This window comes from symbiont of Argiope bruennichi, from assembly GCF_051094275.1.
Taxonomy (GTDB): domain Bacteria; phylum Bacillota_I; class Bacilli_A; order Mycoplasmatales; family SG1.
Map to the genome: position 1 here is coordinate 397025 of NZ_CP070274.1, position 16782 is coordinate 413806.

The 16782-nt window shown below is 22.0% G+C and carries 10 protein-coding genes and 1 tRNA gene; 3 read left to right on the top strand and 8 right to left on the bottom strand.

Annotation, left to right across the window (positions count from 1 at the left end):
- Position 1 precedes the first annotated feature (1 nt).
- The 4 genes from JTY60_RS01985 to JTY60_RS02000 form a co-directional block, all read right to left on the bottom strand.
- The gene (locus tag JTY60_RS01985; protein ID WP_434414444.1) at positions 2-868 is read right to left on the bottom strand and encodes a Cof-type HAD-IIB family hydrolase; all 867 of its coding nucleotides are present in this window, start codon (positions 866-868) and stop codon (positions 2-4) included.
- The gene (locus JTY60_RS01990) at positions 846-1646 is read right to left on the bottom strand and encodes an HAD family hydrolase (protein ID WP_434414445.1); all 801 of its coding nucleotides are present in this window, start codon (positions 1644-1646) and stop codon (positions 846-848) included. Before JTY60_RS01990 ends, JTY60_RS01985 begins: the two co-directional genes overlap by 23 nt.
- Positions 1639-1956, bottom strand: a complete 318-nt coding sequence (gene trxA, locus JTY60_RS01995) for a thioredoxin (RefSeq protein ID WP_434414446.1) — start codon at positions 1954-1956, stop codon at positions 1639-1641. The genes JTY60_RS01990 and trxA overlap by 8 nt, the downstream gene beginning before the upstream one ends.
- A 181-nt stretch (positions 1957-2137) precedes the next feature.
- Positions 2138-2221: transfer RNA gene (locus JTY60_RS02000), tRNA-Leu, on the bottom strand.
- A gap of 377 nt (positions 2222-2598) precedes the next feature.
- Between JTY60_RS02000 and JTY60_RS02005 the strand changes: the two genes are divergently transcribed.
- Positions 2599-3621 carry a hypothetical protein gene (locus tag JTY60_RS02005; RefSeq protein ID WP_434414447.1) on the top strand — a complete coding sequence of 341 codons (1023 nt, stop codon included), beginning with the start codon at positions 2599-2601 and terminating at the stop codon, positions 3619-3621.
- 34 nt (positions 3622-3655) lie between these two features.
- Here JTY60_RS02005 and JTY60_RS02010 read toward each other — a convergent pair whose 3' ends face one another.
- Positions 3656-5164, bottom strand: coding sequence for an FGGY-family carbohydrate kinase (locus tag JTY60_RS02010; RefSeq protein WP_434414448.1), 1509 nt, complete (start codon positions 5162-5164; stop codon positions 3656-3658).
- 286 nt (positions 5165-5450) lie between these two features.
- On the opposite strand from JTY60_RS02010, the gene JTY60_RS02015 reads away from it, so the two are divergent.
- Both JTY60_RS02015 and nagA read left to right on the top strand, forming a co-directional pair.
- The gene (locus JTY60_RS02015) at positions 5451-7157 is read left to right on the top strand and encodes a PTS transporter subunit EIIC (protein ID WP_434414449.1); all 1707 of its coding nucleotides are present in this window, start codon (positions 5451-5453) and stop codon (positions 7155-7157) included.
- Between the two features lie 7 nt (positions 7158-7164).
- Positions 7165-8325, top strand: coding sequence for an N-acetylglucosamine-6-phosphate deacetylase (gene nagA / locus JTY60_RS02020; protein ID WP_434414450.1), 1161 nt, complete (start codon positions 7165-7167; stop codon positions 8323-8325).
- On the opposite strand, the gene JTY60_RS02025 is transcribed toward nagA, so the two are convergent.
- From JTY60_RS02025 to JTY60_RS02035, 3 genes are all read right to left on the bottom strand, one after another.
- Positions 8322-14306, bottom strand: a complete 5985-nt coding sequence (locus tag JTY60_RS02025) for a hypothetical protein (protein ID WP_434414451.1) — start codon at positions 14304-14306, stop codon at positions 8322-8324. The genes nagA and JTY60_RS02025 overlap by 4 nt on opposite strands.
- Before the next feature lie 226 nt (positions 14307-14532).
- Positions 14533-16386, bottom strand: coding sequence for a hypothetical protein (locus tag JTY60_RS02030; protein WP_434414452.1), 1854 nt, complete (start codon positions 16384-16386; stop codon positions 14533-14535).
- A gap of 9 nt (positions 16387-16395) precedes the next feature.
- Positions 16396-16764: a hypothetical protein gene (locus JTY60_RS02035; RefSeq protein ID WP_434414453.1), complete on the bottom strand. Its 369-nt coding sequence runs from the start codon at positions 16762-16764 to the stop codon at positions 16396-16398.
- Positions 16765-16782 lie beyond the last annotated feature (18 nt).

Here is a 16782-nt window from a genome sequence, read left to right on the forward strand (position 1 = left end):
TTTATTCTTCAAACAATTGGTAAAGATGTTTGATAATACTTTCGTTATTTGTTTTATCGATAATAATTTTTGCATTATTTTTGGCGATATCTGCAGCACTCTTTAACGTTGCAGAAAGACCAGTTACTTGAAACATTGAAATATCATTACCATTATCTCCAATAGATATTGTGTGTTCTAGAGGAATATTTAATTTATCGCAAATAAATTTAACTCCATAACCTTTGTTAATTCCTTTATTTGTAATTTCTAAAACTGCATCTGAAGATAAAGAAATATCTACATTATTATTAGATAAAAGATATAAATCGTTAATAATTTTTTGGTGATTATTTAAATAATTAATGATGTGTATTTTATTTAAAAGATAATGGTTGCTTTTAAAATCATTTGAAGAAACTACTTTTGGAATGCATAAAAATTCTTCACAATGGTAAAGAACATGTTTGGCAGTATCTTGAAAAAATTTTTCAAAAGTATTTATCAAAAAAAAATTTTTTTTATGATTGAAAAAAGCAAAAATAAAAAGTTGTTTAGCTTCGCAATATTTCCATATTTTAGCAACAAGATTTAATGGAATAACACTTTCATTCAAAATTTTATTTTGCGAATAATCAAATATTTCTGCCCCGTTACTTGCAACAATAAAAATATTTTTTTCATTTTTTTCAAAAATAATTGTTTCACATTTATCAATAACGTTATTTAATGGTCTTCCAGTGCAAATGACAATAAAAATATTTTTTTCTCTAAATTTTTTTAAGTATTTAATGTTCTCATCAGAAATACAACTTTTATCATTCAATAAAGTTCCATCTAAATCGATAAACAAAATTTTATAATCATTAAAAGAAGGTTTTAATTGCATGAGCTACCCCACTATTATTATTTGATAATGTGACAAATGAAGCAATTTTTTTAACTTCTTTTGATGCATTTTTGGTAACAATCGAAGTGCCAGCATATTTTAGCATTTCAAGATCATTTTTTCCATTACCGCAAGCAAATACATGTTTTTTTTCAATTTTATAAAAATCACAATATATTGATAGTGGAACCTTTTTATTAACATTTAAATTATTAATTTCACAAGAAAAATAATTATTAAAAATAAAAGTTAAATTATTATTTTTTGAAAATTCTTTTAAAATATTTTTTTTTTTCTTTGACAAATGTGGTGAAAGAATTAAAATTTTCATTAAATTAGAAAAATTTTTTTGATTTTTTAATTTTTTAAATGAAAAAAAAAGATTATTTGTTTTTCAAGATAAAAATTTTTTTAAAAAAAAATTATTGCTAGAAAAAAATGCTTTATCTTCAAAATATAAGATTAAATAGAAATTTTTTTTTAACTTGTTTATTTGATCTCAAAAATTATTTAAATTTATATAACTTTTATATGATGCTTGAAAATTATTATAATCTAAAAGCTTTGCACCATTAAAGCAAATTAATCCGCCCAAAAACTTTTTCAAGCAAAGCAAATCAACATATTTTTGAGCTGATAATTCACTTTTACCAGTACAAATTAAAACTTTAGTGCCGTTTTGTTGAACTGTTATTAAAGCATTTAAATCTTTTTTTGAAATTTTTTTTCTTCAAGATAAAAGTGTTCCATCCAAATCAACACAAAAAATTTTACACATTTAAATGTTCTTTAATAAGATCAAAAATTTCAGATTTTGGTCTAAAACCGACAAAATGAAAGACAATTTCTTGATTTTTTAAGAAAAATACATCAGGAATTGAAGCAACATTGTATTGTTTTGCTAAATCTCTAAAGTCGTCAACATTTACTTTTACAAAACAAATTTCAGGTTTTTCTTTAGAAACTTCTTCTAATACAGGCAATAACATTTTACAAGGTCCACATCAATCGGCATAGAAATCAACTATAACCAATTTATTTTCATTTAAAATATTTTTAAATTCATCAATTGAATGAGCTATTTTCATATATTGTTTTCCCGTTTTTAACTTTTTTTATTTTAAATTATTTTAAAAATAATTAAAAAATATTATACGTTTATAAAAATAAAGTTGTTTTTAAAAAAAATTTAAAAATTTTTAATTAATTAAAAAGAACGTTAAAACATAAAAAATTTTAAAGATTAAATTGATTTTTTAATTTTTAAAATGGTGTGGGTAAAGGGACTCGAACCCTTACGAAAAAATTCGCTAGTTTCTAAGTCTAGTGCGTCTACCATTCCGCCATACCCACAAATACTTAGTGTTTTTATTTTATTATATATTTACAAAATTTTACTGTTTTAAAAAAAAATAAATAGATTTTTTAATTTTGTAAAATTTTTTTTTTGTTTATTCTGTTTATATAATAATGTAGTTTTAATTGTTAAGATTTTATTTTTAAAACTTATTTTTATTTTTATTATTTTTCATTGTAGTGGGAAAACATAAGATTGAATGAAAAATTAGTTTTATTAAATACATTTTAGCCTTTTTTTCTGTTCTAAAAACAAAAATTGTTATTTTTTTATTTAATTTTTTTCTATTTTTTTGTTAAAATATAAGATATAAGAGTAGCTTAAAGCTTTGCATGGGTTTTTTTTATTCTTTGTTTGAGGTTTGGTTGTGTAAATGTTATTTTTATGTAAAAATATTTTAAAAATTGCTTTAAAAAAGATTTTTATAACAGGTTTCTTTGCTGTTATTGGTTGTGAACTTACTGTTGCATTTATTTATAATAGTAAAAGTAAAGGCACAGTTCCTTGAACTGAAATTCAAAGATTTCCAGATGAAAATGAAATAAATGTATTAAAGCAAGATATTGTTAATAAATTAAATACTCAATACCAAATTTTATTTAATTTACAACCTAAATTACGTGTTGATAATTTTATTCATTTATCTTTTCCGGTAGGTGCTAGATTTGGTGGTGCATATATAGATTTTCTTGATCGTTTTGTTAATCCTGCATTAGAATGAAGTCGTTTTTATCATGTACATTTTCTTCCATGGCAACAAGGATATGAACCATTAGCTTGTTATCCTGGCGGTGTGTATTGTGATACAATAGATACTAAATTTGTTATTGATGGTGATTTTTGATCAATTCATGATTTAATTGATTTTGTGACAAAATTAAAAACGGACATCGATGGTCATATTTTTTATTTCTATTATTATAAAATAAATGTGTGAAATGATTTTATAAAAGGTGCTTTAACAAATTTTCTTAATAATACGATTGTTTCTTTACCAATTTCAGATTCATTAAAAAAAGCTTTGAAGGACAAGGTTGAATACTATTCTAATCCTGATCATTTAATTGATCTTTTAAAAAATTTTGATCCTGATAGCTTATATAATTTTTCAGTTAAAGATTGAAATACTTTTGCCAATAAAGGTAAAAATATTTCTACAAATGATATCCAAAATATAAAATATCGATCTATTGGTAATAATAACTATCTTTTAACTTTTAATTTAAACTTAATTCCTCAAGGATTTTTAAGTTTAAATAATAAAGATATAGCAAATTTTGACAATCAAGTTACCTATTCTTTTGAATATAAAAACAATAAATTTATTTTAAAAGATGGGATGGTTGCAAAAAACTTTTTTTACAATATTTTTTTGCAAGCACTAAACTTCGTTTAATTTATCAAAAAATATTAGTTTGTAAATTTTTTTATTAATTTTTTCAATTTAATGATCTTTTAACAGATTTTTTTCAGTTTTGATAACATTTTTTTTTAATAATTAAATTTTGCTTTGTAGGTAAAAATATTTTGTCAACTTTAATATTATTTTTTAATTCATTTAAATTATTTCAAAATTTTACATAAAGTCCGGAAAGAAAGGCACACCCAAGCCCAGACAATTCAATATTTTGCATTTTTTTTACAATAATATTTGATATTTCTGCCTGAAATTTTAATAGATAATCAGTTTTTGCAATTCCGCCATTAGCAATAATTTCTTTTATTTCAAAGTTTACATCACTTTTAATGGCATTAATAATATCCAAACACTGAAAAGCAATTGAGTTGTATCCTGCAAGCAAAAAATCTTCTTTTCTTGTGGTTAATGATAAATTAAAAATTGTTGCTGTAGCTAAATCATCCCAGTGTGGTGCTCCAATTCCATTAAAACCGGGAACTAAATAAATAAAATTATTAATATTTTTCCAATTGATGTCTTTAGAACTTATTTCATAATTTTCTAAAAGTTTTAATTTGTCAACAATTCATTCAAGAGTTAATCCAGCAAAAAAAATGCTTCCTTCCAAAACATAATTTATTTCATCGTTAAATTTTGCAGCAACTGAGGTTAATAAATTGTGTTTTGAATAAATTAAATTATGTTTTAAATTTACAAGAATAAAAGCTCCGGTTCCATAGGTTATTTTTACTTCCCCCATTTCAAAACAACAAGCACCAAATAATGCAGCTTGTTGATCACCAACCATAGCTGTAATCGGAATTTCTCTTTCTTGTTTTGAAAATAACAAACTGTTGCAAGTTCCAAAAAAATCACTAGAATTTAAAACTTTTGGAAAAGAAATGTTTTTAATTGAAAAAATTTCCATTAATTTATCATCTCAACTCAATTTTTTAATGTCAAATAACATGGTTCTTGAAGCATTTGTAACATCGGTAAAATAACTTTTTTTGTTCGTTAAATTGTAAAGAATTCATGTGTCAATGGTGCCAAACAAAAAAGTTTTGTTGGAGTTTTTTTCTTTTGAAATAACATTGTCTAAAAGTCATTTAACTTTTGTAGCAGAAAAATAAGAGTTTAATATTAACCCGGTTTTGTTTTGAATTAATTTGATAAGTCTTTGATTTTTTTTTAAGATTTGGCAATATTTATTGGTTCTTTGATCTTGTCAAAGAATGACATTGTAAATTGGGTAACCAGTGTTTTTATCTCAAATAACGACGCTTTCGCGCTGATTTGTGATACCAATTGATAAAATATTTTCAACATCAATATTGTTTTTATTAACAATGTTTAAAAGTAAGGTTTTTATCGTGTTTCAAATTTCAATTGGATCTTGTTCAACTCAATTATTATTTAAATAATATTGATTTATTTTTAATTTTTCTTCAAAAACAAGCTCTTTTTGATGATTAAAAATAATTGCCTTGCAATATGTTGTGCCGCAATCAATGACTAAAATAAATTTTTTTTGCTTCATTAAATTTATTTATTTTATAAAATTTTTAAAAGTTTAATGAATCTTTTAAGTTAGTTAATAAAAAATTTTTAAATTTAAAATTTATTGTAATAATAAAAATACCATATTTATGGAAATTTACTAAATATTTGGAGATTTTATATTTACTCTAACTTTGTAATTAAACAAGCATTTAAATAACTGTAAAAAAATTTAAAAATATAATAGTATGATTGACATTTTAGAAAAAAAGACTTAAAATTTTGTTGAAGCTGAATAAAAATAAAAAAAGGATTGAAATATTTTTATGCTTCTATACTTACAAAAACTTGGTAAATCTTTGATTTATCCAATTGCAATTCTGCCACTTGCAGCGATTATTAATCGTGTTGGTGCGTTAGGTGTAGGTTTTACTGATGATGGTACTACTTGGCACCACATTTGAACTTTAATTCAAATGCCAGGGCTTGCAGTATTTAATAACTTAGGTATTATCTTTGCTATTGGTGTTGCATTTGGATTGTCAAAAGATTATCGTGGTGAGATTGCCCTTGTTGGTGGTCTTGCTTATATGATTTTAACACTTATAACATCAGAGAGCGGCCTTCCTTTATGATTATTTGGAAGTTATATGCCGTGAACTAATGCTGATTTAAAAGACTTTGTTAATGAAGGTTACAATGTTAGTGGAATTTTAGGTCATTCTAAATTATTTTATGTTGGTACTCCAGATACAGTAAATCATGTTTTAAACCCAACATATATTTTAGATGTTGGAGTTTTTGGTGGTGTTTTTCTTGGTATTTTTTGTTCTTGATTGTACAATAGATATTCAAATATTCAAATTCACCCTTATCTTTCATTCTTTGGTGGAAGAAGATTTATGCCTATTTTAATACTTTCAACTGCTATTCCTATAGGTATTTTGTTTTCTGTTTCTTGACCTTGAATTCAATATGGTATGCTTTCTGCTGGTGAATGAATTGGTAAAGGTGCTACAGGTGGAAAAGGTTCTACATTTGCTGATTCCTTAAAAGCTGGTGGGTTTGCAGGAATTTATGGAGTTATAAATCGTATTTTGCAACCCTTTGGATTGCACCATATTATTAATACATTTCTTTGATTTCAATTACCAATTCAGGGAGATGAGGTAATTGGTACAAAAACTCAAAACGCAGTTGTTTTTGGAGATATTACTGCTTTTAACAAAGGAGTTACTGGTAGTGGTATATTTCAAAGTGGCTTTTTCCCTATGTTTCTTGGAGGGTTGCCAGCAACTGGACTTGCAATGTATTATGCTTCCGAAAAAAATAATAGAAAACAAGTGTTTTCACTGTTGTTTGGTGTGGCAGCAATTGCATTTCTTACAGGAATAGATGAACCGCTTGCCTTTTCATTTATTTTTGTTTCTCCCCTTCTTTGAGTTATTCATGCATTATTTACAGGGATACTTGCATTTATAACTGTATCTTTAAAAATTAGACTTGGCTTTGGTTTTTCTGCTGGATTTATCGATTATTGTATTTCTCAACCTGTTTCTTGAATTTTTTCTGGAAATTACTCTGGAATTTGAAAAGTACTTGGTAATCCATTAATGGTTATTCCATTGTCAATGTTAGCATTTGCAATTTACTACCCAACTTTCTACTTTACTATCATGAAAATGAATGTTATGACTCCTGGAAGAGGTGATGACGTCCAACTAACTCATTTATCTGGTGGTGGTGATAAGAGTGATTCTTCTACTTCTTCTGTTTCAACAGCAGATGCAAAATATGAAAGATTGGCTAATGCAATTATTGAAGGTGTTGGTAAAGATAATATTTTAAATTTTGATAACTGTGCTACAAGACTTAGAATTGAAGTTAAAGATAATACAAAAATTAATGAATCTTTAATTAAATCTGCTGGAGCGTACACTGTCGTTAAAATGTCAACAAATGCCTTACAAATAGTAATTGGGACAGATGTTGAAAATGTAACCAACGCTTTAAACAAAAAACTTAAGAAATAATTTTTTTATGAAAAAAGTCATTAAGAACATCAATATTGTTTTATTAGATAAAATAATATTTGGGTGAATCTTATTTGACGAAAAAATTATTAATATTTGTGAAGGAACCTTTGATGAAAAAACGCTAATAGATAAAAATATTAGCGTTTTTGAGGGTTCTGATTGTTATTTATATCCTGGTTTCATAGATATCCACATAAATGGTTGTAATGGTATTGACTTTAATGATTTATCTAATAGTGATATTGATAATGCATTAAATTTTTTACCATCTACTGGTGTTACTTCATTTTTAGCAACTTTAATTACAGATGCTGAAAAAATGATTGAAGAAAAAGTTTCTTCGTATAAAAAGTATCAAAATAATTCAAGTTTTCTTGGGGTTTATCTAGAGGGTCCTTTTATATCAAAAGAAAAAAAAGGAGCTCATAACGAAAAATACATCAAAAAGTTTGATGAAAATTTAATTAATTCGTTAAATAAAAACAAATTAATAAAAATTGTTGCGTATGCTATAGAAAACGCAACAATTAATAATCAATTATTTTTAGAAAAAAATAATATTATTGGCGCTATTGGACATAGCAATGGAACTTTTGAAGAAGTTACAAATTTTGTTAAAGATACCAAAATAAATTTGGCAACACATTTATACAATGCAATGAGTTCTTTTGATCATAGAAAACCAGGAATAGTCCCGGCGCTTCTCTATTACGATAACTTTTATTGTGAATTAATAACTGATTTGTATCATGTGGATGAAAATATCTTGAAATTAACCTATAAGATTAAGGGAAAAGAAAAAATTATTATTATCACTGATGGCACTAAAGGCATTGGTTTAAATGACGGAGATTACAATTTAGCTTCACTAAAGACAGTAAAAAAAGGTTATGCAATGTATCTAAAAAATAATTTACAAATGTTGGCTGGTAGTGCTAGCCCATTTATTAGAAATTTTAAAATTGCTAAAAAGGTCTTTAATTGTACTCTTTCAGATTTAGTTTATATGACTAGTTTTAATGCTGCGAAACTATTAAAAATTAATCATTTAAAGGGTGAAATTAAGACTAAAAAAGAAGCTAGTTTTTTAGTATTGAAAAAAGAAACTCTAGATATAAAAATGGTTTTTTGTTGTGGAAAATTAGTATATAAAAACGTTAATTAATTTTTTTTAGAGTTTTTAAATTTTTTTTTAATTTTTTGATTTTTTATAAATTTTTTTATAAGAATAACAAAAGCAGAAAATATTCCTAAGGTAGCAACACTTATAACAATGTATGGTGTAATTTTTGCAGTTTTTTTTAAATTTTCACTAAGTTCTTTTTCGAGATATTCGATGTTATGATTATTAAAAAACTTTATTGCTTCTTCTGGATATCAAATAGATTTATCTAGTTCAATTTTATAAATAAATTCTTTTTCTTTTTTGCTTGAATTAGCATCAAAATTGTTAAATAATATTACCAAAACATTGTTTTTGTTGTATACATCATACAAAACAAAGTTTTTTACAGGCCATATATTGTCTTCTCTGTAATAAAAATTCTGGATTTTTCATAAAAGATTTTTTGAATCAGAGTCAAAGTCTAAAGTAGAATAAAAAGTTTCTTTTATTTTGTTTGGATAAAGATTGTTTTCGATAATAATTTTTTGATTTTTTAAAGTTTTGTAAAAATTTTGAATATTTTCAAAGTCATTTGCTTCAAAATTTAAAAGATCTTCTTTAATATTTTCAATTAAATCTTCATATTCAATTGATACAAGAACTTTTTGGTTTTTTTTATCTTCTAAAACAATTTTTTTATCACTAATAAAAATATTTGCATCATTTAAACTTGTTTTTTTTAAACGATGTAAGTCAAAAACAGTTTTTTCAGTAAAAATACAATCTTTTAATTTATTTTGAAAATCAGTTGTTTTTAAGACAATTAAGAAGCCATAATTTATTCCAATAATAAAGTATTTTTCTTTTTTGTTTTCAATTGAATAGACATTTTCTTGTTCTTTTTTTAATAAGGCACCACTAGCAGTTTTTTCAACATTTTGAACTTTAATAATTTGATTGCTGTGTTTAAAGACAAGGCTTTTTTTCTCAAGTTCTTGATATTTATTAAAAATTGTTACCTGCTCCTTTTGCATTTCTTTAATTTGATTAAAAAATTGTTTTGCAATTTTATAAAAATTAAAAGAATAATTTTCTAATAAGTACTCGGTTTTCTCCAAATTGATAGAAAAATTTTCAATAACTTTATTTTGATCTTGATATCAAAAATTCAAAAAAATTTTTTCTTGTTCTTTAAATAAATTTTTTAAGTCTTTTAATACAATATTGTTTTTTATTAGTTGTTTTAAATCAGAAATTATACTTTGATTTAAAAATTTGTCTTTTAATATTTGTGACGCATTATGTCCTAATTTAATTTTTTCTTCTAAGACTTCATCAATATATGCTGGTTTTTTTGAATACCATCATTCGTTTGCCTGATCTAAATCAAAATTATAACCATAAAAATTTTGTTCTTTTACTTCTTTTATGATTGATAATTTTTCACTTAGTAATTTATCGCTTTGCTCTTTTAAAAAATTTTGATATTCTGTTCCATTTTCACTAAAATTAAAAAGATAATAAATTTTTTCTTCTTTTTTAAAATTTTTAAAAATGTCTAAAATTTTTTGTTCATTTAAGTTAAATTTATCACTTGAAAGATAATGAAATCCTTTGTAATTTTGGTTTAATTTGTCATATAAAGACACAATATTTAAAATTTTCTTTTGAATAATTTTGTTTTCAGAAGATAAATATAAATTTTCTAAATTTTTCAATGTAGCTTTTAAAGTACTAAAATTATAATTTATGTTATCAACCTCTGTGTGATTTTTTAATAATAAGTTATAGATATTTTTTAAGTTTATATAACTATCAAAATCGCCTATATCAAAATTTAACTCATCTAAATTAATGTTTTTTAGAGACTTAATATTAATATTTTCTAAATCAAAAAAATTATTAGTGTTTGCAGTAATAGCATCATCAAAAACAATTGAATTTTTTTTAATGTTTTCTAAAAAATTAACAATGTATTCTTTAAATGAAAATCTAGATTTTTTTTCAATTTTTGTTAAATAATTATCAAAAATATTAAATTTATTTTCAATGTTTCTATTTTCAACATTGGTCAAAATTCAGTTTAATTTATCATCTTCTGATAATTCAGAAAAATTTGCAGAAAAATAATCAAAAAATAATTTAATTGTTTTTTCGTCATCATCATTTTCATTAAAATCTGCAAATTCTTCGTAATATTGAAAAAAATTTTGATATTTATTAAAGTAGTTTAAAATTATTTCTTTAAAAATTAAACTTTTTTGTTTGTTAAAAAATATTGCTGCAATATTTTGAAAATCTCGTGGATTAACTGAAGACAGTAAATGTTCTGTTCCATCTAAAACAATTTTATAAGTTTGTTTTAAATTAGGATCAATGGCAATTTTTTGATATAAATTGTTAATATCGTCAGATAAAGATTTAAAAATATTTGGTTGTTTTAAAAAATTTGTATATAAATCTGTGTAGTAGGACTGTTTGGTAATTTTTTGAACTTCTGTGTCTAAATACTCTAGGCTTGTCAAAATATTGTTCTTTGTACCAAAATTAATATAATCAGATATTTTTTTGTAAATATTTGTTTTAGAAAATGGATTAGATGAGGCTAAATTCTTGTTTTCTTGGTATTTTGTAATTAACAAATCAATATTTTCATCAAAAAAAATTATTTTAATTGATTTATCATCTTCAGTAGCTGAAAAATTTTGATCAATTTTTTTTAAAAAGTTTAAATCATTTTTAAAAAACTTAATGGGTTGTAATTTATTTTTTATTAAATCAGAAAATAATTTTAAAAAAAGTTTTTGATCAACTTTTTCATTAATGTATTCGATTAAAACTTTTTTTTCATTAGCGCCAATTGTTTGATCGTTTGTGTATTTTTCTAAAAGTTTTGCTTCATAATCAAGAACAAAGTCAAAATCAGAAAAATTATCACTTACAATTTTACTTCAATCAATATAGTAATCAATATAAATTTTAGGTCTATGAAAAATAATATTTCTGAATTCGCTAAAAGAGAGATATTTTTTAAAATTTTCAAAAAATTTTTGTTTTTTAGAAAAATCATTAAATATAAATTTTGACGGGGAAGTTGATGAATATTTTTGTTTTAGTTCTTCTTCTGTTAAATACAAGTCATTAATATCTAAAATACATATGTTTAGTTCAAAATCTGATGGTAATCTGTTTCTTAAATGATAAAAATTTAAATAATTTTCGTTTGACTTTTCAGAGTAGAGATTTTTAATTTCTTTATCCAGTAATAATTTTTGTTTTAAATTAATAACTGATTTATTTAATAATTCATTTTTCTCTTTGTCTTCTGATAATGATAACTCTCCTATTTTTATACTAATTTTATCAATAAATTCTTGCCTATTTAAATTAGAAAAATTTTCAATTTTTAGTTCGTTTTTTATTTTATTAAATTTTTCATCTTTTAAACTATTTAATACATTATTGTAATTAAATACCGGATATTCATTAAAAAATTTATCAAAAAAGTCATTTCAAGTTTTATTTAATTCATCAACTTCATTTTTTAAAAAATTTATTTTAAAAATTAAGTTGTTTTCTTCAAGTTTTTCAGAAAAATTTAAAGAAGTGTCATCATTTGATAATTTTGTTATTATTTTTAAATTATTGTAAAATTTTTGAAAGTTATCGGTTTGCAAAAATAATTCATCATGAATATTTATTATTGATTTTAGATTTCACTTTGTATCAACATTATCTAAATGATTTTTGTATAAAGGATCATCGAAATCAAAATAATTGTTTTTATATTCGTCTTTGATCTCATAATTATTTTTATTACTTTGTAAAAAATTATTGAATTTGTTTTGATCAATTAGTTCACTATTAAAAAATAAGTAACCTTTGGCACAAATTAAAAAATATTTTTCAAGATCTAAGGAGTTGTCAAATAATGCCAAAATATTATTTTTATTATTAAAAATTTCATCTTCATTAAAATTGTCAAAATAACTTTTATATAAAGAAATATTGTTAATAATTTCTAAGTTTTTATATTCCAAATTGGAATTTTTTTTAAAATAATTAAATATCTGTTCTAGTCTGTTTTTTTCATGACTAGTTAAAAAATAATTTACAAAATTAAAGTTTTTTGAAATACTTAAAAATTTTTCATAATCTTTAATTGCATTATTAAAAATATTTTTTGCTAACAAAATATTTTTTTCTAATAATCAAGAAAAAACTTCTTTTATTTTATCTTTTAAAGTCTCAAAGTTGTTTGTATTTTCAATACTAAAGTTGTTGTATTTTTTTAAAGAATCAAAATTCTTAAGGTTAAAAGAATTTTGAAAGTCTTTTTGAAAATTCTCAAAGAAAAAATAATCATTTAATTTAATGTTGTCAAGTAATTTTGAATTTACTTTTATTTCATTTTTTGATAAATAAAAAAATAAATTTTTTTTATCTTTAATTAATTCTTCAAAAAGAATATTAAAGTTAGTATTTTTTTTATATTCTGCTTCTAAAGTTCTTAAAATACTTGAAAAGTTTACAAAATTTTGAGTGTTAAAGTCATCAAAATTATTTTTTTGTAAAAAATCTTTTGTAAAATTGTCACTTTTTCAAGTTGCATAAAATTGTTTCAAGTAATTATTTTCTTGAATAACTTTATCTCAAATAATTGCATCAAAAGAATTAATATTTACTTTAGTAAATTCAACAATTTTTTCTGCAAATAAATAGTCAAAATAATTTTTTACAATTTTTTTTAAAACTTTTAGATCATTATTTTCAAAATCAATTTCGCTTTTATTAAAATTAATTTTTTGGGAAGTATTTGTGTATTTTGTGACAAAATTTAAATCATATTCATTTTCTTGTATGTTAATAATTTCATTAAAAAGATCTGAAAGATTATTAAATTCTGGATCATCTAAATTAAGTTCATTTGACACAAAAAAGCTGCTAGAAAACATGTTATTAAAAAATTCATATTTTTCTAAAAATAAATTTTTAAATTGTAAAATATTTTTTTTATTCCCAGCTAAATTTTTTATAATATTTTCAAGATCTGATTTTTTACTTAATAAAAAATCAAGTGAGTCTACTTCGTCGTTGGTATAATTAAATCTATCTTGAAATGTTTTCTTAGATATTCCGTTTTTTTCATAGATTAGATTAAGTTGATATTTTTTTAAAGATAAAATAATTTTTTCTTTTTGGTGAAAAAAATCATCATTTTTATCAAGATTAAAATTTATTAAATCTTCATTATAGACATTTGTATCAATGTTTTCTTTAATTTTTGTTATTTTATTAACAAATTCATTGACATTTATATAATTTTTTTTATAATCAGAATAGTCTTTGATGTTTTTTGTTTTTAATAAATCAAAAATTTTATTTGCTAGATTTAATTTTTTAAGATCATTATTTTCAAAAACATTACTTGCAACAAGATCTTCTAAAATATCTAAATTATAAATTTCTGAAAAAACTTCATAAAGATCTTCAATTGCAGAAAATTTATTAATGTTATTTTCATTAAAATAATTAGTAAAGTTTTCTTTTTGAATTTTTTCTAATAATTTTTCAAAAAAAATTTTTTTAAAATTGTTTTTTGTTTCAGTAACAATTTCTTCTATATTGCTTGAGGTATTCTCTAAAAAAATTAAAAAATTATTATCTGATTCCAGTTTTTTTGAGTATGTTTTTAAATCATCATTAGGAAATTCGCTTAACAATAAATCAATTTCATTGATTTTTTGAAAAACATCGTCTTTTATTTTATCTGTGAAAAGTGACATAGCAAAACTGTTTTGTTTTAAATCATTAATAATGTTTTTTACTAAGTCGTAAGATTCTTTAAGATTATTAATTTCTTTATCTATTGTTTCTTTTTGAGAAATAGAAATAGTTTTTGATAAAAAATCACTAATATCAAAAAATTTGTCTTCGTATTTTGATAATAAAATGTTTATTTTATCAATTTCTTTATCATCATAATCATAACTATTTAAATTATTTGTGGATAGCAAAACATTTTTTATTTCATCAACCATTTGAATCTGATTATTCTTAGTTGTGACATCAACGGTTAATGTAATTTTTTTTTCAAAATTTTCAATAAAAATACTAAGAAATAGTTTTGCAACGTGGGAATATGAAAATACTGAAGTAGTTGAATCAGATTATTTGTTGCCCTGCGAAAAAAATCAGTGCGGGCTGGACGAAATTCTGAAGAAAAAGTTGTAAAACTTAATGCAGTAAAATTATTTAAAATATGATCTAATTTTTCTTTAGTAAAAAAGTAGATTTTAATAAACCAAAAATATTTACTGCACCATAAGGTAAACTATTATAGTCTTTCATAATTTTAGACAAATTTTTGTTAGTTCTAATTTCTTCTTCAATTTCTGAATCTGCAAAAAAATTTTTAATTTTATTAAAGTATTTGTATTTATTTTCAGTTAAATTTGCATAATAGTCTTTGAATCAATTAAAAATTTTAACTATTTTTTGATTATTTAGATTAATAATAAGATCTTTAATTTCTTGAAAAGATTTTTTTTCTAAAAATTCTTTTGCAATTTCTTTGTCAAATTTGTTATTATTAAAAATTAAACTAAAAAAATTTATAAAACTTTTGCCATCTCATTCAAAGAAACTATTTTTTGATTCTTGGACTGATTTTTTAATAATATCTAAAAAATGTTTCCCAGGTTCAACTTTATTAAAATTTTTTTTAGATCCTTCGCTATAAGTATTTTTAAGTGAACTATTTATAAGCTCTAATTTTTCAAATGAATCGGAAGGAAGACTTTTTATTTCTGTTTTTTCAAAAAGTCTTGCTCTTAAAAGATTAAAATTTTTTCTAAATTCTTCGGAATCAAAAAAAGTATTATTGTCTAATCCATTTTGAACTAAAAATGTCTCAATACCTGAATCAAATCAAACATTATCATACAGTTTTACACCCTGTAAATTTTTTAGGTATTCCAACTTTAAAAAGTCTTTGTCTGAAGTTTTCTTAAAATTAATTAGATTTGATTTAGCAAGATTGGAAAATTTATTATTAACTTCAATAAATTTAGTAGTAAAAATATAAACATCTCTTAAATTTTTTAAAGCATATCTTCTGACATAGTTTGTCATTTTATTAAAATAAAGATGAAATTTATCTTCAATTGATTGTCAATTATCTGAAAAATTAAAAATAATTTTTTCATGTTCATCTGATTCTGAGTTTTTAAAAAAGATTATTTCAAAAGTTTCGTTAGATTTTAAAATTTCTCTTATATTAATATTTTTTAATGCATCTAATAGATCAGAAAAATTAACAAGGTTTTTGTCATCGTAAATTTCTGAAGCTTCAGCAAGTTGGTTTAATTCATTTTTTAAATTTTCCATTTCTAATTTGATCTTTGGAAAATTATTAAATAATTCAACTTCTTTTATGTTAACCGCAGAATCAGCACTATTAGCATCACTTTGTATGTTTTCATCTAATCTAAAGTCTATTTCTTTTTTTAAAGATAAGTATTCGTCGTGGAAAAAAAATTTTTTATTAATTTTTTTTAACTTTTCTTGAACAAAGTTATTTTTAGAAGAATTTTTAGAGATTTCTGTGTAAAAATTTATAGAATTATTTTTTTCTAAGTTATTAAAGTTTTGAATATTTTTATTAAATATTTCAAAATTACTTTCAATATTTTCATTTAAAAAATCTATTTCATCAACTAATTTATCAACTTTTTCAATTTTTTGATATCCTAAGTAAATAATTGCATTAATTTCATACTTTTTTTGATTAAAATATAAAATTATTTCATCTAAAAATTGGTTATTTAATTTTTTTTTCTTCTCAATTGATAAATTATTAAGAACAATTAAATTAATTTTTTTTTGAATAAAAGAAAAATTTTTAAAATATTTTAAATTTTCATTAAATTTTATTTTTACTTCATCTAAATTTTTTATTTTTCGAAATTTTAAACTATCTAAAAAATAATTAAAATTTGAACTAATTTTTTCATTAATTTGATATATATTTTTAAATTTTTCCTGTTTTAATAGTTCATTATCACTTAGTATGTTTATTATTTCAAAGACATTTGTTTCTAGTTTTTCTAAATCAATCATTTTTTTTCCCTATTTTTTTTTATCTTTTTTATCTTTTACCGTAACTTCTTTTTGTAACTTTTTATAGTTCATGTATTTTTTTAAAACAAAAAATACAATAAATGATAATCCAAGAGTAATAACCCCGCCAATTATGTACGGAAGTGCTTTTGCAGTTTTTTTTAAACCAACATTATCAAATTCTTTGGCGACATAATCAATATTTTTGTTGATTAAATATTGAGTAATATCTCATGTTTTAGGTTTACTCATTTCTTTTAAATTAATGGTGTAGATAAATTCTTTTTGCAAAGAAGATTCAGTGTTAACATTATTAAAAATTATTAACAAATTATTATCTTTATTGTAAAGATCAAACGCAACAACATTTTTAGTCAATTTATTGGAAGGAATATT